Below are 20,957 nucleotides of genomic sequence, written 5' to 3'. Positions count from 1 at the left end.
CGCTTAACCGAAGAAGCTCTGGCCGTTCTTGGCCATCTCGCGCAGCTTCGCGGTCGGGTGGTACAGCGCGCCCAGATCGGCGTACTGGTCGGCCAGGGCAACGAACTGGGCAACACCGATCGAGTCGATGTAGCGCAGCGCACCGCCACGGAATGGAGGGAAACCAATACCGTACACCAGGCCCATGTCGGCTTCGGCCGCGGTTTCGACGATGCCGTCTTCCAGGCAACGAACGGTTTCCAGGCACAGCGGGATCATCATCCAGTTGACGATATCCTCGTCAGTGACTTCACGCTGCTCGTACACGATAGGCTTGAGCACTTCCAGCACCGACGGGTCGGCCACTTTCTTCTGCTTGCCTTTCTTGTCGGCCTCGTAGGCGTAGAAACCCTTGCCATTCTTCTGGCCCAGGCGCTTGGCTTCGTAAAGCACATCGATAGCCGAACGACGATCGTCTTTCATGCGATCCGGAAAACCTTCGGCCATCACGTCACGACCGTGGTGGCCAGTGTCGATACCGACCACGTCCATCAGGTAGGCCGGGCCCATCGGCCAGCCGAACTTTTCCATGACCTTGTCGATGCGCACGAAGTCCACGCCGGCGCTGACCAGCTTGGCGAAACCGCCGAAGTACGGGAACAGCACGCGGTTGACCAGGAAGCCCGGGCAGTCGTTGACCACGATCGGGTTCTTGCCCATTTTCTTGGCGTAGGCAACGGTGGTGGCCACGGCCAGCTCGCTGGACTTCTCGCCACGGATGACTTCGACCAGCGGCATCATGTGCACCGGGTTGAAGAAGTGCATGCCGACGAAATTCTCCGGACGCTTGAGGGCCTTGGCCAGCAAGCTGATGGAAATGGTCGAGGTGTTCGAAGCGAGGATGGTGCCCTCCTTGACCTGGTCTTCGACTTCGGCCAGAACCGCTTGCTTGACCTTAGGGTTCTCGACGACCGCCTCGACCACCAGGTCGACGTGGCCGAAGTCACCGTAGGACAGCGTTGGGCGAATGCCGTTCAGCACTTCGGCCATCTTCGCCGCGGTCATGCGACCTTTATCGACACGGCCGACCAGCAGCTTGGCGGCTTCCGCCAGGCCTTGCTCGATACCGTGTTCGTTGATGTCTTTCATCAGGATCGGCGTGCCTTTGGACGCCGACTGGTAGGCGATTCCGCCCCCCATGATGCCGGCACCGAGTACGGCGGCCTGCTTCACATCGTGGGCGATTTCGTCGTAGGCCTTGGCCTTTTTCTTCAGTTCCTGGTCATTCAGGAACAGGCCGATCAGGCTCTGCGCAGCAGAGGTCTTGGCCAGTTTGACGAAGCCTGTTGCCTCGACTTCCAGCGCCTTGTCACGACCGAAGTTGGCGGCTTTCTGGATGGTCTTGATGGCTTCGACCGGCGCCGGGTAGTTCGGGCCAGCCTGGCCGGCGACAAAACCCTTGGCGGTTTCGAAGGACATCATCTGTTCGATGGCGTTGAGCTTGAGCTTTTCCAGCTTCGGCTGACGCTTGGCCTTGTAGTCGAACTCGCCGGAGATGGCGCGCTTGACGGTGGCCAAGGCCGCTTCATGCAGTTTTTCCGGAGCGACGACAGCGTCGACCGCACCGACTTTCAGTGCGTCTTCAGCACGGTTTTCCTTGCCGGCGGCAATCCATTCGATGGCGTTGTCGGCACCGATGATGCGTGGCAGGCGAACGGTACCGCCGAAGCCCGGGTAGATGCCCAGCTTGACTTCCGGCAGGCCGATCTTGGCGCTGGAGGACATGACGCGATAGTCAGCTGCCAGGCACATTTCCAGACCGCCGCCCAGCGCGATGCCATTGATCGCGGCAACGGTCGGAACGTTGAGGTCTTCGAAATCGCTGAAAATCTTGTTGGCTTCGAGGTTGCCTGCGACAAGCTCTGCATCCGGCAGCTTGAAGTTGTCGACAAATTCGGTGATGTCGGCGCCGACGATGAAGACGTCCTTGCCACTGCTGACGATCACACCCTTGACCGACGCATCTGCCTTGATGGCGTCCACGGCCGAACGCAATTCGTTCAGGGTAAGACGGTTGAACTTGTTGACGGACTCACCCTTGAGGTCGAAATTCAATTCGACGATGCCACTTTCAAGAGCCTTAACCGTGATGGCTTTACCTTCGTAAATCATCAACTGATCTCCACGATATGGAAGCTGAACAGTACACGTCGGACGCTAACTTCTGACTCGGCAGCGACGTTTCCATCGATGCTACGCCAATCCGCCAGGCACACCCGCCAACGCGATAGTCGGGATTCTGGAAGAGCCGTCTGGTAATACAAACGCTCAATTCATACGCCCGTTTGATTTGGGTACGCCACATTCAGGCAAAATCCGACAATTGTCAATCGCCCAAAAGGTTGTTTGAAACGCGACTTCTTAGTCATTCCAGACGGGCACGCACCATCAACAAGCCTGCTCATCTCAGGACATTCATAGAATCAATCTTTAGAAAAGTCGCCCTAATACGTCGCCCCATAACCGATTCGCGGCTACGCTGGCACAATCCTGGAGCAAAAATATGGATGCCTGGCCGAAAACCAGGCGTAAGATCAGCGACAACTCTCATCCCCCGCCGCTCAGAACCAGGGGATCAGAAAGGATTTACCGGCCTGCCTGGCCAACCCAGCCCGACCTTGTCGGGCTTTTTATTGCCTGCCTTTCAATAACCTGTGCCATTGCGGCGCAGGTCATGCTTCACGCCAGCGCCTTGAGCACTGCGGCAATGTCTTGCAAAACACTGGCTTCGCCACGTTCGCCCCAATACAAGACGATCATCTGCCGGTCGGCCTCGACCTTGAACACGTTGGCCGGCAGCGTGCGAAAGCGCTCGAGCAAGGCAGGATCCACACAGACTTCCCGCCATTGGTTGACCCACACGCCCGGCGCACTTTGCCAGTAGGCCCAGCAGGCCGGTTGTGTGCCGCGCCGCGGCCGATGGTATTGCGCACAGGGGCTTGGAGGCTGCGGATCCATCCAGTGCGGCCACTCCTGAGGCGCCAGTTGCATGCCCAGGCCCATGCGGCGCGCCTCCATGCGCAGAGCGATCTGCCCGCTCTGGCGGCGCGACGGGCGCAGCCATGCCAGCGGGCTCAACACCACCGCGAGGATTGACACCACTATCCAGACCGTCATATCTGTACTCCCGATTCTTGATGAGCCGATTGATCCAGGTCGGAACCAATCCGCTTGAAACCAGCCATACTTGAAGCTATTGCAATCCTCAGGAGGAGCACCTCATGCCCTACCACCATATTCTGGTCGCCGTAGATCTAACCGAAGAGTGCGATCCTGTTATCCACCGGGCTCGCGAGCTGTCGGTCAGCAACAGCGCCAAATTGTCCCTGGTGCATATCGTCGAGCCGATGGCCATGGCGTTCGGCGGCGACGTACCGATGGACCTGTCCCAATTGCAACAGCAGCAGTTCGACCAGGCCAAGGAACGCCTCGATCGCCTCATCACCAAATATCCTGAGCTGTCCAAGGAATACAGCCACCTGACCTATGGCCAGCCACGCCAGGAAATCCATCATCTGGCCAAGGAACAGGAATGCGACCTGATCGTGGTCGGCAGCCATGGCCGGCACGGCCTGGCGCTGCTGCTGGGCTCGACCGCCAACGACGTGCTGCACGGCGCCCCTTGCGACGTGCTGGCCGTGCACCTGGTCAAACGCTGAGCCCGCCGGCGGAATTCTCCGCCCGCACCGGCCCTGCAAAAAGCCCGACATGAATGTCGGGCTTTTTTATTGCCGCCAGGTCACTCAGGCATCCAGCTCGGCCCAACGCTCGACCATCACATCCAGTTCAGCATTGAGCTGTTCCAGCTGGGCGATGACCGCCGTGGTCTCGGCCGCAGGACGCTGATAGAAGCCAGCGTCGGCCATTTCCGCTTCCACGGTGGCAATCTGCTGCTCCATGGCTTCGATCTGGCCAGGCAACGCCTCGAGCTCGCGCTGCAACTTGTAGCTGAGCTTCTTCTTGGCCGCAGGTGCTTCCTGTGCCGCGGCAGGTGCCGCCGCCACAGGCGCAACCACTGCCGAGTTCAGCTCGGCCTTGCCCGACTTGTTCTCGGTCACGCCCAGCAGCCGTGGCGAACCGCCTTGGCGCAACCAATCCTGATAACCGCCGACGTATTCGCGAACCTTGCCTTCACCTTCGAACACCAGGGTGCTGGTGACCACGTTATCGAGGAATGCCCGGTCGTGGCTGACCATCAGCACGGTGCCCTGGAAGGTCAGCAGCACTTCTTCCAGCAGCTCGAGGGTTTCCACGTCCAGGTCGTTGGTCGGTTCGTCGAGCACCAGCAGGTTGGCCGGTTTGCTGAACAGCTTGGCCAGCAACAAGCGAGCACGCTCGCCACCGGACAGCGCCTTGACCGGCGTGCGGGCACGCTGCGGGCTGAACAGGAAATCCCCCAGGTAGCTGAGCACGTGGCGGCTCTGGCCATCGATATCGATAAAGTCGCGACCTTCGGCGACGTTGTCGATCACGGTCTTTTCCAGGTCCAGCTGGTGACGCAGTTGGTCGAAGTAGGCCACGTCGATACGCGTCCCTTCCTCGACCTTGCCGCTGCTCGGCACCAGGCCGCCCAGCATCAGTTTGAGCAGCGTGGTCTTGCCGGTACCGTTGGCGCCGAGCAGGCCGATACGGTCGCCGCGCTGCAGGACCATGGAGAAATTCTTGACCAGGAACGGACCGCCCGGATGAGCGAAGCTCACGTCTTCGAGCACCATGACCTGCTTGCCGGACTTGTCGGCGGTTTCCAGCTGGATATTGGCCTTGCCGGTACGCTCGCGACGCTCGCTGCGCTCGACACGCAGGGCCTTGAGGGCACGCACACGGCCTTCGTTACGGGTACGGCGGGCCTTGATGCCTTGGCGAATCCAGACTTCTTCCTGGGCCAGGCGCTTGTCGAACAGCGCGTTGGCCGTCTCTTCAGCCGCCAGCACGGCCTCCTTGTGTACCAGGAAGCTGGCGTAGTCGCCGTTCCAGTCGATCAGCCCACCACGGTCCAGCTCGAGAATCCGGGTCGCCAGGTTCTGCAGGAAGGAACGGTCGTGGGTAATAAAGAGGACGGCGCCCTGGAAGTCCTTCAGGGCTTCTTCCAGCCAAGCGATGGCGCCGATATCCAGGTGGTTGGTCGGTTCGTCGAGCAGCAGCAGGTCCGGTTCGGACACCAGGGCCTGGGCCAGCAGGACGCGACGACGCCAGCCACCGGACAACTCGGCGAGGGTCTTGTCGGCCGGCAGTTGCAGGCGGCTCAGGGTGCTGTCCACCAGGGTCTGCAAGCGCCAGCCGTCACGGGCTTCGAGGTCATGCTGGACGTGCATGAGCTTTTCCAGATCGGCATCGGTGACGATGTTCTGGCTCAGGTGGTGATACTGCGCCAGCAATTCGCCAACACCATCAAGGCCCTGGGCGACGACGTCGAACACCGTCCGCTCGTCGGCCACTGGCAATTCCTGCGGCAATTCGCCGATTTTCAGACCGGGCGCGCGCCATACGGAACCGTCGTCGGGCTTCTGATCGCCCTTGACCAGCTTCAGCATGCTGGATTTGCCAGTGCCGTTGCGGCCGATGATGCACACCCGCTCACCACGGGCGATCTGCCAGGACACCTTGTCCAACAACGGCATAGCGCCGAACGCAAGGGACACATCGCTGAATTTGAGCAGGGTCATGAGCTTCTCCAAAAACCGGGCGCGCATTCTACCTGAGTTGAGGCCTCAGAAGGCCGGCATTTTCACTCCTGAAGCACCCTGAACAACATTTGCAGCGAACTGGCGACAAGAGGCCGGCAAAGCTTTCACCCGCTGCTGGCAAAAGGCTAAGCTAGGGAATAATCAGTGTTGGCATTGTCGGCACTTGTCATGATTTCTCTGCCCGGATGTCTCATGCGCAGTCGCCTTTTCAGCCTTTTATCCTGCCTGCTTCTTTCTGCCTCTGCCGTGCACACCGCTCAGGCCGCGGACCTCTCACTCCAGCGTCAATATTACGATGAAGCCAAGCGCGCCCTGGCCAAGGGCGACTCCGGTCCGTATTTCCGCTACAGCCAGGTCCTGGCCGACTACCCGCTCGAGCCCTATCTGGCCTATGACGAACTGACCGCCCGGCTAAAGACCGCCAGCAACGCCGAGATCGAAAAGTTTCTCCGTGAACACGGCGACCTGCCCCAGGCAAACTGGATGAAACTGCGCTGGTTGCGCTGGCTGGCCGAACGCGGCGACTGGGCCACCTTCGTCAAGTATTACGACCCCAAGCTCAACTTCACCGAGCTGGACTGCCTGAACGCGCAATACCAGCTGGGCCACAATCTCAAGGCCGAAGGTTACGCCGCCACCGACAAGCTCTGGCTCAGCGGCAAATCCCTGCCCGCCACCTGCGACGCGTTGTTCGCCCAGTGGGCCGCCGAAGGCCAGTTGACCGAACAGAAGCGCTGGCAGCGCGCCAAGCTGGCCGCCGAGGCCCGCAACTATCCGCTGGCCAATAGCCTGGTCAACAGCATGACCACCCTCGCCCCTCAGGGTCGGCTGCTAGTAGACGTTGCCCAGAAGCCCGAACTGCTCAGCCAGCCGTCGCGCTTCACTCCAGCCAGCGAAGCCATGTCCGACGTGGTCGGCCTGGGTCTGCGCCGCCTGGCCCGCCAGGATCCGGACAGGGCCATGGCCCTGCTCGACGGTTATGCCAGCAGCATGCACTTCTCCCGTGACGAAAAAGTGGCGATCGCCCGGGAAATCGGCCTGACCCTGGCGCGGCGCTTCGACAGCCGCGGCCTTGAAGTGATGACCAAATACGATCCCGAGCTGCGCGACAACACGGTTTCCGAATGGCGCCTGCGCCTGCTGTTGCGCCTGGCTCGCTGGGAAGACGCCTACCAGCTGACCCGCAAGCTGCCCCAGGACCTGGCGACCACCAACCGCTGGCGCTACTGGCAAGCGCGCAGCCTGGAACTGGCCCAACCGCAGAACCCCCAGGCCCAGACCCTCTACAAAGGCTTGGCCAACGAGCGCGATTTCTATGGTTTCCTCGCGGCCGACCGTACCCAGCTGCCTTATCAGCTGAACAACAAACCGCTGGTGCTCAGCCAGCAGGTGATCAACAAGGTGCGCAATACGCCCGGCGTGCGGCGCGCCCTGGAGTTTCATGCCCGTGGCCAGATCGTCGATGGCCGGCGTGAGTGGTACCACGTCAGCCGTCATTTCAACCGTGACGAAATGGTTGCCCAGGCCAAGCTGGCCTATGACCTGAAATGGTACTTCCCGGCCATTCGCACCATCAGCCAGGCGAAGTACTGGGACGACCTGGACATCCGCTTCCCGATGGCCCACCGCGACACCCTGGTGCGCGAAGCCAAGGTCCGTGGCCTGCACTCGAGCTGGGTCTTCGCGATCACCCGCCAGGAAAGCGCGTTCATGGACGACGCTCGCTCGGGCGTCGGCGCGGCCGGCTTGATGCAGCTGATGCCCGGCACCGCGAAGGAAACCGCGCGCAAGTTCAGCATCCCGCTGGCCTCGCCGCAGCAAGTGCTGAACCCGGACAAGAACATCCAGCTCGGCGCAGCCTACCTGAGCCAGGTGCACAGCCAGTTCAACGGCAACCGGGTGCTCGCCTCCGCCGCCTACAACGCCGGCCCCGGACGCGTGCGCCAATGGCTCCGTGGCGCCGACCACCTGAGCTTCGACGTCTGGGTGGAGAGCATTCCGTTCGACGAAACCCGCCAGTACGTGCAGAACGTGCTGTCCTATTCGGTGATCTACGGCCAGAAGCTCAATTCGCCACAGCCACTGGTGGATTGGCATGAGCGGTATTTCGACGATCAGTAAGCGATAACGCCCAATAAAAATGCCCGCAGCGATGCGGGCATTTTCGTTTCCAGCGCAAGGTCAGGACACAGACTGGCCATCGCTGAACTGCAAGGCCGCCAGGCGCGCATACAGTGGATTGCTGGCGATCAGCTCCTGATGGGTGCCCACCGCCACCAGCCGGCCCTGATCCATCACCGCGATCCGGTCGGCGTTTTTCACCGTGGCCAGGCGATGGGCGATCACCAGGGTGGTGCGATTCTTCATCAGGCTCGGCAAGGCTTGCTGGATCAAATGCTCGCTCTGGGCATCCAGGGCGCTGGTGGCTTCATCCAGCAACAGGATCGGCGCATCCACCAGCAGCGCCCGGGCAATCGCCAGGCGCTGGCGCTGGCCGCCGGACAGTCCCAGCCCCGCATCGCCGAGATGGGTCCGGTAACCCTCGGGCATGTTCTCGATGAAGTCATGGGCGTAGGCGATCCTTGCCGCCTCCCTGACCTGTTCCGGGGTGGCCGAGGGTTTGCCATAACGAATGTTCTCCTCGATGCTGCCGAAGAACAGCGCCGGGCTTTGCGACACCAGGGCAAAACAGCGACGCACATCCTGCGGGTCGAGCTGGGTCAGGGGCACGCCATCGAGCAGGATGCGTCCCTGCTCCGGGTCGTAGAAGCGCAGCAGCAGATCGTAGAGGGTCGACTTGCCCGCCCCCGACGGCCCGACCAGCGCCAGGGTTTCCCCCTCGTGGATAGTCAGGCTCAAGCCATCGACGGCGTAACTGTCCGGACGCGACGGATAAGAGAAGCGCAAGTTCTCCAGCACCAGCTCGCCCCGTACCCGCTCGGGCAAGCTGGCCGGGCCGTCGCTCGGCGGCTGGATCAGGTTTTCCGAACGCAGCAACTCGGCAATCCGCTCCGCCGCGCCGGCGGCCCGTTGCAGCTCGCCGATCACCTCGCTCAGGGTGCCGAAGGCACTGCCGACGATCAGGCTGTAGAAGACAAAGGCCGCCAGCTCACCACTGGAAATACGCCCGGCGATCACGTCCATGCCGCCGACCCAGAGCATCACCCCGACCGCCCCCAGCACCAGCACGATCACCAGGGTGATCAGCCAGGCGCGCTGGACGATACGCCGGCGCGCGGTGTTGAACGCCTCTTCCACCGTCTGGGCAAAGCGTTGCTCATCCTGGGGCTGGTGGTTATAGGCCTGGACGGTCTTGATCTGGCCCAGGGTTTCCGCCACGTAGCTGCCGACATCGGCGATACGGTCCTGGCTCAAGCGCGACAGGCTGCGCACCCGGCGGCCGAAAATCAGGATCGGCGCCAGCACCAACGGCAAGGCGATCACCACGATGCTGGTGAGCTTGGGATTGGTGACAAACAGCAGCACGATGCCGCCGATGACCATCAGCGCATTACGCAAAAACAGCGAGAGCGACGAGCCGATCACCGATTGCAGCAAGGTGGTATCGGCGGTCAGCCGCGACTGGATCTCCGAGCTGCGATTGTTCTCATAGAAGCCCGGGTGCAGGTAGATCAGGTGATTGAACACTTGCCGACGGATGTCCGCCACGCAACGCTCGCCAATCCATGACACCAGGTAGAAACGCACGAACGTCCCCACCGCCAGCCCCAGCACCAATAACAGAAACAGACCGATGGACTGGTTGAGCAAATCCGGCGACCCGGTCATGAAGCCCCGGTCCACCAACAGGCGGATGCCCTGCCCCATGGACAAGGTGATGCCCGCGGTCACCACCAGCGCCAGCAGCGCCCCCAGGGCCTGCCAGCGATAAGGCGCGATGAAACGACTGGCCAGGCGAATCGCCCGGCGTTGACGCGAAGAAAGCATGAAGTTCATCCGGGAGCACACCTGGGAACGGCCCCGCCCCATTCACCACCGCGTGATCCAGCAAGGCGATGAGGTTGAGCCCTGTTTGTCGGAACCGATTTTCCTGGAACTTGGGTAAATCAAAATGAGTCAGGTTAATTATGTCCGCCAACACTAGAGCCTAGATGCTATTGGTCTAAGGTCCGAGTGGAAGTCCACAGACATTTCTGTTGGACTGAGGACTCCCCGGATAGAAAACGCCGTAGTGGGACCTTGCAGGGAGTTGTCACAGCTTGGTCACCTGGCGGTTTTAAAGTAAGTGCACAACCTGATGAGGAGACAGGCCATGTCCTTGCAAAACAGCAGCAATGACAAGATTGAAGTGATTCGTACCCACCCCGACCAGTCTCTGGGATGCGCCATCATCGACGCTCAGGGTCGCGAAGTACCGATCACCGAAGACATGATCCAGAACGCCTGCCGCGAACTGGAAAAGCGACTGGTCAAGCCTGCGCAGCAAGATTGACACATAGCCTCACGTCCTCTTGACCCGGCCCTGAAGCCGGGTTTTTTATGCCTGCCGGATTCCTTGTCGCTCCGTCACAAACGACTGGGTTCGAGCCTTCAGCGAACCGACACCGCGCCCAAGGCCGAGACGATCTGCTGCAAGCCTGGCGCGTCGCCCTGGATGCGCACGGCCAACCCATCGATTTCACGGCGCGGCGGATAACCCTTGCGCAACGCATCGAAGGCCGCGCGCTGCTCGGCCACGCTGCCCACCAGGCTGCGGCGAAAATCCGCATCGTCGCGCCGCGGGTCGTAGACCGCTCGGCAGATCATCGCCAGGGACCAGGCCGGGTCGCTATGGGCATCGAGGCTCACCTCCGACAACCATGGCCGGGGCAGCAGGTCGCGCAAATGAATCGCTTGCGGCTGCCCAAGGTAATCGCACAGCGCCTGATAGATCTGCGCCGTCCCGCGCTGCCGGCCATCGAGGCTGTAACCGGCGATGTGCGGCGTGGCCAGTACGCACAGGTCGGCCAGGGCCACGTCGACCTGGGGCTCGCCCTCCCAGACATCCAGCACCGCCTGCAGGTCTTCACGCTCGAGCAACACCTCGCGCAGAGCGGTGTTATCCACCACCGCGCCACGGCTGGCGTTGATCAGCCAGGCGCCGGGGCGCAGTTGCCGCAGGCGCTGCTTGTCCAGCAGATGCCAGGTCGGCAGCTCGCCGGCCTTGGTCAAGGGGGTGTGCAGGCTGATGACATCGCACTGGGCGAGGATCTGTTCCAGGCTGACGTAGTCGCCACCTTCCGCCAGCTGCCGTGGCGGGTCGCAGACCAGGACCTTCCAACCCAGGCCGCGCAGCACCTCGATCAGCCGTCCACCGACCTCGCCCGCGCCCACCACGCCGTAAGTGCGTTGCGTCAGGTCGGCACCTTCGATTTCCGCCAGGGTCAGCAGGCTGCCCAGCACATAGTCGACCACCCCGCGCGCATTACAGCCTGGCGCGCTGGACCAGCGAATGCCCGCCTCCTGGAAATACTCAAGGTCCAAATGGTCGGTGCCAATGGTGCAGGTACCGACAAACCGCACCTGGCTACCCTCGAGCAGGGCACGGCTGACCTGGGTCACCGAACGCACCAGCAGCACATCGGCGCCCTCGATGGCGGTGCGGTCGATGGCCCGCCCCGGGAAGCGGCGGATCTCGCCGAAGCCGGCAAAAAAGGCATCGAGCAGGGGAATATTTTCGTCGGCAACAATCAGCATGGCAGGCTCCTTTCGCGGAGCCGCAGTTTAGGCGTAGAAGGCCATTTTCGGCCAGCGAGCAATCCACTCCGTCAACCGCCGCCAGCACTTACAAATCGACAACAGAGGTTTTTTCCTGACTCATCCGTCAATGCGTAGAATACGCCGCCCTGCGCATCAACCCTGTGGACGCTTCGCCTGTGAATTCCGTGACCAATACTCCTGCCACCTCCCTCAACCGCCCGGCCCGGGTGCGCCTTGAACTGCGCAGCCTGTTGGCCCTGGCCTTGCCGATCATGATCGCGCAGCTGGCGACCACGGCCATGGGCTTCGTCGATGCGGTGATGGCCGGACGGGTCAGCCCACGGGACCTGGCGGCGGTGGCGCTGGGCAACTCGATCTGGATCCCGGTGTTCCTGTTGATGACTGGCACCCTGCTGGCCACCACGCCCAAGGTGGCCCAGCGGGTCGGCGCCGGCACCTATGGCGAGATCGGCCCGATCGTGCGCCAGGCGCTGTGGCTGGCCCTGGCGGTTGGCCTGAGCGCCAGCCTGATTCTGGTCAATGCCGAGCCGGTGCTGCACCTGATGAAGGTCGACCCGACACTGATCGGCCCCTGCATGGAATACTTGCACGGCATCGCCAGCGGCCTGCCGGCGGTAGCGCTGTATTACGTGCTGCGTTGCTGCAGCGATGCCCTGGGCCGCACCCGGCCAAGTATGGTCATCGGCCTGTTCGGCCTGGCCCTGAACATCCCCATCAACTACGTGTTCATTTATGGCCACCTCGGCGTGCCGGCCATGGGCGGCGTCGGTTGCGGCTGGGCCACGGCCATCGTGATGTGGGCGATGATGCTGGCCATGGCGGGCTGGACCCGCTGGGCCCCGGCCTACCAGAGCAGCCAGCTGTTCAAGCGTTTCGACTGGCCGCAATGGGCGGTGATCAAGCGTTTGCTGAGCGTCGGCCTGCCGATCGGCATCGCGGTGTTTGCCGAATCGAGCATCTTCGCGGTGATCGCCCTACTGATCGGCAGCCTCGGCGCCACGGTGGTGGCCGGGCACCAGATCGCCCTCAACATCAGCTCCCTGCTGTTCATGATTCCGTATTCCCTGGGCATGGCGGTCACGGTGCGGGTCGGCCAGGCCCTGGGCGCAGGCAACCCGTATCAGGCACGCTTCGCCGCCGGCGTCGGCCTGGGTGCGGCGCTGGCCTTCGCCCTGTTCTCCGCGAGCCTGATCCTGCTGCTGCGTGAGTCCATCGCCTCGATCTACACCCCGGACACCGCGGTAATCCAGGTGGCGGCGATGCTGATCGTGTATGCCGCGCTCTACCAGTTCTCCGACGCGATCCAGGTGATCTGCGCCGGCGCGCTGCGTGGCTACCAGGACACCCGGGTGACCATGGTCCTGACGCTGCTCGCCTACTGGGGCATCGGTTTGCCGGTGGGGTATGTGCTGGGGCTGACCGACTGGTTCGGCCCTGCCAGCGGCCCGAGCGGGCTGTGGGAAGGCCTGATCGCCGGCCTGAGTTGCGCGGCGCTGATGCTGTCGATCCGCCTGGCGCGCAGCGCGCGCAAGCGGATCCGCATCAGCCGTGCGGTGGCTTAACCGGACTTCTTGCGAATCCAGTACAGATAGGTGCCGGCCTCTTCCTGCTGGGCGACCAGCTCATGGTCGAGGAACACGCAGAACTTGGGGATGTCACGGCGGGTCGAGGGATCGGTGGCGATCACCTTGAGCAGGCCGCCGGGCTGCAGGTCACGAATATGCTGGTGCAACATCATGACCGGCTCCGGGCAATTGAGCCCGGTGGCGTCCAGCGTGCCGTCGACCGGCGTATCGATGATTTGACTCATAACTCACTCCTGAAACTGGCCGGCATTGTCGCGCAATGCCGACATCGACGCTATCTGTGGCATTGCGCCGCAACCACGATCAACGGGCCTTGGGCTTCTTTTCATCCAGCCGGCGCAGGTGGCAGGTCACTTCTTCGCGGTCGTGGTACAGCTGCTTGCAGCCAATGGCCACACGAATGCCGCGGGCCTTGAAGCCGTCCTCGATCCGCTCGAGCAAGCGCTTCACTTCCGCGTAACGCTGCTTCATCGGCAGCTTCAGGTTGACCACCGCTTCGCGGCAGTGGCCTTCGCCGATCCAGGTTTCCAGCAAGGCGGCGTTGCGCGCCGGTTTCTCGACGATGTCGCAGACCATCCAGTCCACCGGCTGCTTGGGCTTGAAGGTGAAACCGTCGGCCATCAGGTGCTGCACCAGGCCGGTGTCCATCAGGCTTTCGGCCATAGGCCCGTTATCGACAGCGGTGACCAACATGCCGCGGTTGACCAGTTGCCAGGTCCAGCCACCCGGGGCGGCGCCTAGGTCGACGCCAGTCATGTCGCCGTGCAGACGCTCGTCCCACTGATCGCGAGGAATGAAATGGTGCCAGGCCTCCTCCAGCTTCAGGGTCGAGCGGCTAGGCGCCTCACGGGGGAACTTCAGGCGCGGAATGCCCATCGGCCACATGGCCGAATTGCCTGCGTCCGCCAGGCCGACAAACACCTCGCGGCCGCTTTTGAAGGTCAGCAGCAAGCGCGGCTTGCCGGCATCGTCCACCAGCTTGCCGGCCGCCGTCAGGGCCTTGCGCAGCGGTGCTTCGAATTTCTTGCAGAAGTTCGACAGCTCCTTGCCGTCATTGGTATCCAGCACTTCCAGCCACAGGCTGCCGCAGGTCGGGAAGCTCGCCAGGTGGGCCAGGATCACGCTGATGCGGTCGGTTTCCGGCAGATCGACGAAGACGCCCCGCGCCCATTGCCGCGGGAAGACCAGCTCGGCGAAACGCAGCTCGCGCATCAGGCGCTCGGCGCCGTCTTCTTCGCTGCACACAAACTCGGCACAGGCGGTGCTCGGCTTGGCCTTGGCGTACCCGGCCACGTTCAGGCGCGCGGCATGGTCGGCGATCTCGGAACAGACTTCGCCTTCGAAGCCCGGCCGGCAGTGCATAAAGAGGGTGTTCATCGAATCTCCTGGGCAATGGGCAATGAATCATGCGCAAACCTGCCCGAAGTGCGCGCAAAGCCTGTCACGAAAACCGGCGCATGATAGCCGAGTTCGGAACCTTGGACTTGTCCATAGAGTCCAGTTATTAGCCAGCTACTGAAAACAGGGCTAGGTTAAGAGCTCTGCCCGTCCCGTCAGGTCCGTAGCCGTGCGGACCAAAAGGAGTGATTCAATGCCGTCCCTCGATAGCCTGAAAACCCTTAAAACATTAAAAATCGACGACAAGACCTACCACTACTTCAGTCTGCCGGAAGCCGCCAAGCGCCTTGGCGATCTCGACAAATTGCCGATGTCGTTGAAAGTCCTGCTGGAAAACCTGCTGCGCTGGGAAGACGAAAAGACCGTCACCGGCGCCGACCTCAAGGCTCTAGCCGCCTGGCTCAAGGAGCGCCGCTCGGATCGCGAGATCCAGTACCGCCCGGCGCGGGTGCTGATGCAAGACTTTACCGGCGTGCCGGCGGTGGTCGACCTGGCGGCCATGCGCGCGGCCATGGCCAAGGCCGGCGGCGACCCGCAACGCATCAACCCGCTGTCACCGGTGGACCTGGTAATCGACCACTCGGTGATGGTCGACAAGTTCGGCAGCAACACCGCCTTCGAACAGAACGTCGACATTGAAATGCAGCGCAACGGCGAGCGTTATGCCTTCCTGCGCTGGGGCCAGAGCGCCTTCGACAACTTCAGCGTGGTGCCGCCGGGCACCGGGATCTGTCACCAGGTCAACCTGGAATACCTGGGCCGCACGGTCTGGACCAAGGACGAAGGCGGCCGCACCTACGCCTTCCCCGACACCCTGGTCGGCACCGACTCCCACACCACCATGATCAACGGCCTCGGCGTACTCGGCTGGGGCGTGGGCGGCATCGAGGCCGAGGCGGCGATGCTCGGCCAGCCGGTGTCGATGCTGATCCCGGAAGTCATAGGTTTCAAACTGACCGGCAAGCTCAAGGAAGGCATCACCGCCACCGACCTGGTGCTGACCGTCACCCAGATGCTGCGCAAGAAAGGCGTGGTCGGCAAATTCGTCGAGTTCTATGGCGACGGCCTGGCCGACTTGCCGCTGGCCGACCGCGCCACCATCGCCAACATGGCCCCGGAATACGGCGCCACCTGCGGCTTCTTCCCGGTGGATGACGTCACCCTGGAATACCTGCGCCTGTCCGGCCGCCCGGACGCCGTGGTGAAACTGGTGGAGGCCTACAGCAAGACCCAGGGCCTGTGGCGCCTGCCGGGCAAGGAGCCGGTATTCACCGACAGCCTGGCGCTGGACATGGGCACGGTGGAAGCCAGCCTGGCCGGGCCGAAGCGGCCGCAGGACCGGGTCTCCCTGCCCAACGTCGGCCAGGCCTTCACCGACTTTCTCGATCTGCAGTTCAAGCCCACTAGCAAGGAAGAAGGCCGCCTGGAAAGCGAAGGCGGTGGCGGCGTGGCCGTGGGCAGCGCCGACCTGATAGGCGAAGTCGATTACGCCCACAATGGTCAGACCTACCGCCTGAAAAACGGTGCGGTGGTGATCGCCGCCATTACCTCCTGTACCAACACCTCCAACCCCAGCGTGATGATGGCCGCCGGCCTGGTGGCGAAAAAGGCTGTGGAAAAAGGCCTCAAGCGCAAGCCCTGGGTGAAGAGTTCGCTGGCCCCGGGTTCGAAAGTGGTCACCGACTACTACAAGGCCGCCGGGTTGACCCAATACCTCGACGCCCTGGGCTTCGACCTGGTGGGTTATGGCTGCACCACCTGCATCGGCAACTCCGGCCCCTTGCCGGAGCCGATCGAGAAAGCCATCCAGAAAGCCGACCTGACCGTCGCCTCGGTGCTGTCCGGCAACCGCAACTTCGAAGGCCGGGTGCACCCGCTGGTGAAAACCAACTGGCTGGCCTCGCCGCCGCTGGTGGTGGCCTATGCCCTGGCCGGCAGCGTGCGCATCGATATCAGCAGCGAACCGCTGGGCGAAGGCAAGGACGGCAAGCCGGTCTACCTGCGCGACATCTGGCCGAGCAGCCAGGAAATCGCCGAGGCCGTCACCCAGGTCAACACCCGGATGTTCCACAAGGAATACGCCGAGGTGTTCGCCGGCGACGCCCAGTGGCAAGCCATCGAAGTACCGCAGGCCGCGACCTACGTGTGGCAGGCGGATTCCACCTATATCCAGCATCCACCCTTCTTCGACGACATCGCCGGCCCGCTGCCGGTGATCAAGGATATCGAGGGCGCGCGGGTCCTGGCGCTGCTGGGCGACTCGGTGACCACCGACCACATTTCCCCGGCCGGCAACATCAAGGCCGACAGCCCGGCCGGCCGCTACCTGCGCGAGCAGGGCGTGGAACCGCGGGACTTCAACTCCTACGGCTCGCGTCGCGGCAACCACCAGGTGATGATGCGCGGCACCTTCGCCAACATCCGCATCCGCAACGAAATGCTCGGCGGCGAAGAAGGCGGCAACACGATCTACATCCCCACCGGCGAGAAACTGGCGATCTATGACGCGGCCATGCTGTACCAGCAATCGGCTACGCCGCTGGTGGTGATCGCCGGCCAGGAATACGGCACCGGCTCCAGCCGCGACTGGGCCGCCAAGGGCACCAACCTGCTGGGGGTCAAGGCGGTGATCGCCGAGAGCTTCGAGCGCATCCACCGCTCCAACCTGGTGGGCATGGGCGTGCTGCCGCTGCAGTTCAAGCTCGACCAGAACCGCAAGAGTCTGAACCTCACTGGCAAGGAAACCCTGGATATCCAGGGCCTGACCGGTGTCGAGCTGACACCGCGGATGAACCTGACCCTGGTGATCACCCGCGAGGATGGCAGCCAGGAAAAGGTCGAGGTGCTGTGCCGCATCGACACCCTGAACGAGGTGGAATACTTCAAGTCCGGCGGGATCCTGCACTACGTCCTGCGGCAACTGATCGCCGCGTAACGCCATGCCGCAACACCAACACCGCCTACGGGCGGTGTTTTTGTTTCACTTATTCATCGCCCGCGCCTCGTTATACTGGCCGCCCGCTCGTTCTATCCAGTAACCGCCGACGCAGGTTGCGCGAGCGGCTGATTCCATTCTTTTCGCAACAAGGATTTCACATGACTGTTCTGCCATGGATGTACCTGGCACTTCTCTCCATTGGTTACGCCCTGGCCCTGAGCTACGGCCAACTGGGCCTGCTGGCGGCGATTTCCGTCGCCTTGCTGCTGTGCGCGGGCTTTGCCGTGCGCCAGCAGAAAAGCCCTTACGCGCGCTACCTGGGACACGGCCTGTTCGTGGTGCTGGCCCTGGCGCTGGCCATGCACTGGCTCCCCGGTTTCTACAATGGCCGGGCGATCGGCCCGGAACGCTTCACCGCCGATGCCGTGCCGTTTTCCATGTACCTGAACCAGGACAAGCCGCTGATCGGCTTCTGGCTGTTGCTGGTCTGCCCCTGGATCATCGGGCGCCGCTCGCTGCGCCTGTCCCTCTATACCACTGCCCTGGCCTTGACCCTGACCGCCCTGGCGGCCCTGGGCGGCGCAGTATTGCTGGGCATCATCAGTTGGGCGCCGAAATGGCCGGACCAGGCCTGGCTGTGGGTGCTGAACAACCTGCTGCTGGTCACCCTGGTGGAAGAAGCGCTGTTCCGTGGCTACATCCAGGGCGGCCTGAGCCGTCGCCTCAAGCACCTGCCCTATGGTGAAAACCTGGCACTGATGTGCGCGGCCCTGCTGTTCGGCCTGGTGCATGTGGGCGCCGGCTGGCAATGGTGGCTGCTGGCGAGCATCGCCGGGGTCGGCTACGGCCTGGCCTACCGCTTTGGCGGCCTGGGCGCCGCGGTGGCCACCCATTTCGGCTTGAACCTGCTGCACTTCGGGCTGTTCACCTACCCGATGCTCGCGGGTTGACCCTGGCCAAGCCGGGGCTCCCTGGACGGGCCTCGGCTTCGCCGCTTCCCCTCACCCCCCCTTTGCAAAATAAGGCATCTGTCAATGAGGCACTTCTCAAATTACTGAAAAAAACCTCAATAATTGGCGAAGGCCGCCGACAACCTATCAAAGCCTTGCGGATAGAAAAACCATGCGTAACAACCAGCCCGTCACTCAGCGCGAACGTACCTTTCCGACTCAGCAACGGTTGATCTCCACCACCGATGCCAAAGGCGTGATCACCTACTGCAACGATGCCTTCGTTGAAATCAGCGGGTTTTCTCGTGAGGAACTGGTCCGCGCACCGCACAACCTGGTCCGTCACCCCGACGTCCCGGCCGCGGTGTTCGCGCACATGTGGGCCACCCTGAAACAAGGCTTGCCATGGATGGGCATTGTCAAGAATCGCTGCAAGACCGGTGACCACTACTGGGTCAACGCCTACGTGACACCGGTCTTCGAAGGCCAGCAAGTGGTCGGCTACGAGTCGGTGCGGGTCAAACCCACCGCCGAGCAGATCCGCCGCGCCGAAGCGCTTTACCAACGCATCAACCAGGGCAAGTCGGCCATTCCGAAACGCGACAAATGGCTGCCGATACTTCAGGACTGGCTGCCATTCATCCTGATCAGCCAGCTGAGCTTCCTGATTGGCGCCTGGCTCAACTCTTCCTGGGGCTTTGCCCTCGCCGCCGGCCTTTGCGTGCCGCTCGGCCTGCTCGGGCTGAGCTGGCAACAGCGCGGCCTCAAGCGTTTGCTGCGCCTGGCCGAGCAGACCACCTCCGACCCGCTGATCGCCCAGATGTACACCGACAGCCGTGGCGCCCAGGCGCGCCTGGAGATGTCGATCCTCAGCCAGGAAGCCCGCCTGAAAACCTGCCTGACCCGCCTGCAGGATACCGCCGAGCACCTCAACGAGCAGGCGCGGCAGTCCGACACCCTGGCGCACAACAGCTCCAGCGGCCTGGAACGCCAGCGCGTGGAAACCGAACAGGTGGCCACCGCGGTCAACCAGATGGCCGCCACCACCCAGGAAGTGGCCAGCCACGTGCAGCGCACCGCCGATGCCACCCAGGAAGCCAACCGCCTCACCGGGCGCGGACGCGACATCGCCGGGGAAACCCGCGAAGCGATCCAGCGCCTGTCGGTGGTGGTGGGCGAAACCGGCCTGACCGTGACCCAGCTGGCCAAGGACAGCGACGAAATCGGTGGCGTGGTCGATGTGATCAAGGGCATCGCCGACCAGACCAACCTGCTGGCGCTGAACGCGGCCATCGAAGCAGCTCGCGCCGGGGAAATGGGCCGCGGCTTCGCGGTGGTGGCCGACGAGGTTCGCCAACTGGCGCAACGCACCAGCGAATCCACCGGGCAGATCCACACCCTGATCGCCAAGCTCCAGCAAACCGCCAGCACGGCGGTGCAAACCATGGACGCCGGACACCGTCAGGCCGAGGAAGGCGTGGCCCGGGTGCTGGAAGCCGACCAGGCGCTGGTGGGCATCAGCGAAGCGGTGGCCAACATCACCGACATGACCACCCAGATCGCTGCCGCCACCGAAGAGCAAAGCGCCGTGGCCGAGGAGATCAGCCGCAACATCAGCACCATCGCCCAACTGGCCGACCAGACCTCGGAGCAGGCGCAGCATTCGGCGCAACTCAGCGAAGAGCTGACCCGCACCGCCAACACGCAGTACTCGTTGGTCGAACGCTTCAACCGCTAAGCCGAAGCCAGACAAAAAACCCGGAAGGTTCGCCTTCCGGGTTTTTATTGCCTGTTTTCCAGCACCACGCGCGTCTTCTGTATCTGTAGGAGCGAAGCTTGCTCGCGATGGAGCTTGGCAGTCGCCACCGTTGTCGCCTTGAAAAACAATCGCGAGCAAGCTTCGCTCCTACAGTCAAAAAAGCGTTCAGCCATTCAGTTGACGCAAAACCTCGGCAACTTTCTGCGCCGCCGCTTCCAGGTGCTGCTCATGGGTGAAGCCTGAGGCCTTGAGCGGTTTCAGGTCATGGTCGGCCGCCGCCAGCCAGAACAGCTCGATAGCCGGCGCCAGTGCATAGGCTTCGACCGCCGCCCGGTTACCGAGGGCGTCGCGCTCGCCCTGGACGATCAGGGTCGTGGTGCGCAATTCGGCCAAGTGAGCGACCCGCGGTTTCTCCGGCTTGCCGGCGGCATAAAACGGATACCCCAGGCACACCAGCGCATCGGCGCCCAGCTCATCGGCGAGCAAACTGGCCATGCGCCCGCCCATGGACTTGCCGCCGATGGCCAACTGCCCAGCGACATGAGGTCGCACCTGGGCATAGACCTCGCGCCAGCACTCCAGCAGCTTCGGCGTCGGGTTAGGCGGCCGTTTGCCACCATCGAGGCGACGCTGGGCCATGTAGGGAAACTCGAAGCGCAGGACGTTGACCCCATGCGCCGCAAGGCGTGCGGCCATATCGTTCATGAAAGCGCTGTCCATCGGCGCGCCAGCGCCATGGGCCAGGATCAGGGTCAGCGGTTCGCCGGCCGGCGACGGCTGCGCGACATCCCAGAGCCAGCCCCGTTCCCGCACGCACTGCGCCCATTGATCCCCGTCAATAACAGCCCCTTGCCGTTTGCCCATGCTTACCTCGCTTTTAGT

15 protein-coding genes are annotated in these 20,957 nt (G+C 62.9%); 7 read left to right on the top strand and 8 right to left on the bottom strand.

Translation table 11 applies throughout. The features are described 5' to 3' along the window. Positions 1-3: 3 nt before the first annotated feature. Both fadB and PMI20_RS13245 read right to left on the bottom strand, forming a co-directional pair. Positions 4-2,151 carry a fatty acid oxidation complex subunit alpha FadB gene (gene fadB / locus PMI20_RS13250; protein WP_007921314.1) on the bottom strand — a complete coding sequence of 716 codons (2,148 nt, stop codon included), beginning with the start codon at positions 2,149-2,151 and terminating at the stop codon, positions 4-6. A gap of 567 nt (positions 2,152-2,718) precedes the next feature. Beyond that, positions 2,719-3,156 carry a hypothetical protein gene (locus tag PMI20_RS13245; protein ID WP_007921316.1) on the bottom strand — a complete coding sequence of 146 codons (438 nt, stop codon included), beginning with the start codon at positions 3,154-3,156 and terminating at the stop codon, positions 2,719-2,721. Between the two features lie 104 nt (positions 3,157-3,260). Here PMI20_RS13245 and PMI20_RS13240 point away from each other — a divergent pair, with 104 nt between their 5' ends. After that, a complete protein-coding gene (locus PMI20_RS13240; protein ID WP_007921319.1) occupies positions 3,261-3,698 on the top strand; it encodes a universal stress protein in 438 nt (145 codons plus the stop codon). Positions 3,699-3,782: 84 nt separating this feature from the next. Here PMI20_RS13240 and PMI20_RS13235 read toward each other — a convergent pair whose 3' ends face one another. Then, a complete protein-coding gene (locus tag PMI20_RS13235; RefSeq protein ID WP_007921321.1) occupies positions 3,783-5,702 on the bottom strand; it encodes an ATP-binding cassette domain-containing protein in 1,920 nt (639 codons plus the stop codon). Between the two features lie 213 nt (positions 5,703-5,915). Here PMI20_RS13235 and PMI20_RS13230 point away from each other — a divergent pair, with 213 nt between their 5' ends. After that, positions 5,916-7,844 (top strand): transglycosylase SLT domain-containing protein, encoded by a 1,929-nt coding sequence (locus PMI20_RS13230; RefSeq protein WP_007921323.1) that lies wholly within the window; start codon positions 5,916-5,918, stop codon positions 7,842-7,844. A gap of 60 nt (positions 7,845-7,904) precedes the next feature. Here PMI20_RS13230 and PMI20_RS13225 read toward each other — a convergent pair whose 3' ends face one another. Next, the gene (locus PMI20_RS13225) at positions 7,905-9,680 is read right to left on the bottom strand and encodes an ABC transporter transmembrane domain-containing protein (RefSeq protein ID WP_162136160.1); all 1,776 of its coding nucleotides are present in this window, start codon (positions 9,678-9,680) and stop codon (positions 7,905-7,907) included. A gap of 316 nt (positions 9,681-9,996) precedes the next feature. Here PMI20_RS13225 and PMI20_RS13220 point away from each other — a divergent pair, with 316 nt between their 5' ends. Continuing rightward, the gene (locus PMI20_RS13220; RefSeq protein ID WP_007921326.1) at positions 9,997-10,176 is read left to right on the top strand and encodes a PA1571 family protein; all 180 of its coding nucleotides are present in this window, start codon (positions 9,997-9,999) and stop codon (positions 10,174-10,176) included. Positions 10,177-10,274: 98 nt separating this feature from the next. Here the strand turns inward: PMI20_RS13220 and pdxB are convergent, their stop codons facing one another. Continuing rightward, on the bottom strand, positions 10,275-11,420 hold the full coding sequence (gene pdxB / locus PMI20_RS13215; RefSeq protein ID WP_007921327.1) for a 4-phosphoerythronate dehydrogenase PdxB: 1,146 nt from the start codon (positions 11,418-11,420) through the stop codon (positions 10,275-10,277). A gap of 179 nt (positions 11,421-11,599) precedes the next feature. Here pdxB and PMI20_RS13210 point away from each other — a divergent pair, with 179 nt between their 5' ends. Continuing rightward, positions 11,600-13,006 carry an MATE family efflux transporter gene (locus tag PMI20_RS13210; RefSeq protein ID WP_007921328.1) on the top strand — a complete coding sequence of 469 codons (1,407 nt, stop codon included), beginning with the start codon at positions 11,600-11,602 and terminating at the stop codon, positions 13,004-13,006. Here the strand turns inward: PMI20_RS13210 and tusA are convergent. Both tusA and rlmM read right to left on the bottom strand, forming a co-directional pair. Continuing rightward, on the bottom strand, positions 13,003-13,254 hold the full coding sequence (gene tusA, locus PMI20_RS13205; protein WP_007921329.1) for a sulfurtransferase TusA: 252 nt from the start codon (positions 13,252-13,254) through the stop codon (positions 13,003-13,005). The genes PMI20_RS13210 and tusA overlap by 4 nt on opposite strands. A gap of 79 nt (positions 13,255-13,333) precedes the next feature. Further along, the gene (rlmM, locus tag PMI20_RS13200) at positions 13,334-14,407 is read right to left on the bottom strand and encodes a 23S rRNA (cytidine(2498)-2'-O)-methyltransferase RlmM (protein ID WP_007921330.1); all 1,074 of its coding nucleotides are present in this window, start codon (positions 14,405-14,407) and stop codon (positions 13,334-13,336) included. 214 nt (positions 14,408-14,621) lie between these two features. Between rlmM and acnA the strand changes: the two genes are divergently transcribed. The 3 genes from acnA to PMI20_RS13185 all read left to right on the top strand — a co-directional run bounded on the left by acnA (position 14,622) and on the right by PMI20_RS13185 (position 20,054). After that, a complete protein-coding gene (acnA, locus tag PMI20_RS13195; protein WP_007921331.1) occupies positions 14,622-17,363 on the top strand; it encodes an aconitate hydratase AcnA in 2,742 nt (913 codons plus the stop codon). Positions 17,364-17,524: 161 nt separating this feature from the next. Beyond that, a complete protein-coding gene (locus tag PMI20_RS13190) occupies positions 17,525-18,316 on the top strand; it encodes a CPBP family intramembrane glutamic endopeptidase (protein ID WP_007921333.1) in 792 nt (263 codons plus the stop codon). Positions 18,317-18,488: 172 nt separating this feature from the next. Continuing rightward, positions 18,489-20,054, top strand: coding sequence for a methyl-accepting chemotaxis protein (locus PMI20_RS13185; protein ID WP_007921342.1), 1,566 nt, complete (start codon positions 18,489-18,491; stop codon positions 20,052-20,054). A 186-nt stretch (positions 20,055-20,240) separates the two neighbouring features. Here the strand turns inward: PMI20_RS13185 and PMI20_RS13180 are convergent, their stop codons facing one another. After that, positions 20,241-20,939, bottom strand: a complete 699-nt coding sequence (locus PMI20_RS13180; protein WP_007921344.1) for an alpha/beta family hydrolase — start codon at positions 20,937-20,939, stop codon at positions 20,241-20,243. Positions 20,940-20,957 lie beyond the last annotated feature (18 nt).

The organism is Pseudomonas sp. GM17 (assembly GCF_000282175.2).
Classification (GTDB): Bacteria; Pseudomonadota; Gammaproteobacteria; order Pseudomonadales; family Pseudomonadaceae; genus Aquipseudomonas; species Aquipseudomonas chlororaphis.
This window is presented reverse-complemented; position numbering and strand designations above follow the sequence as displayed.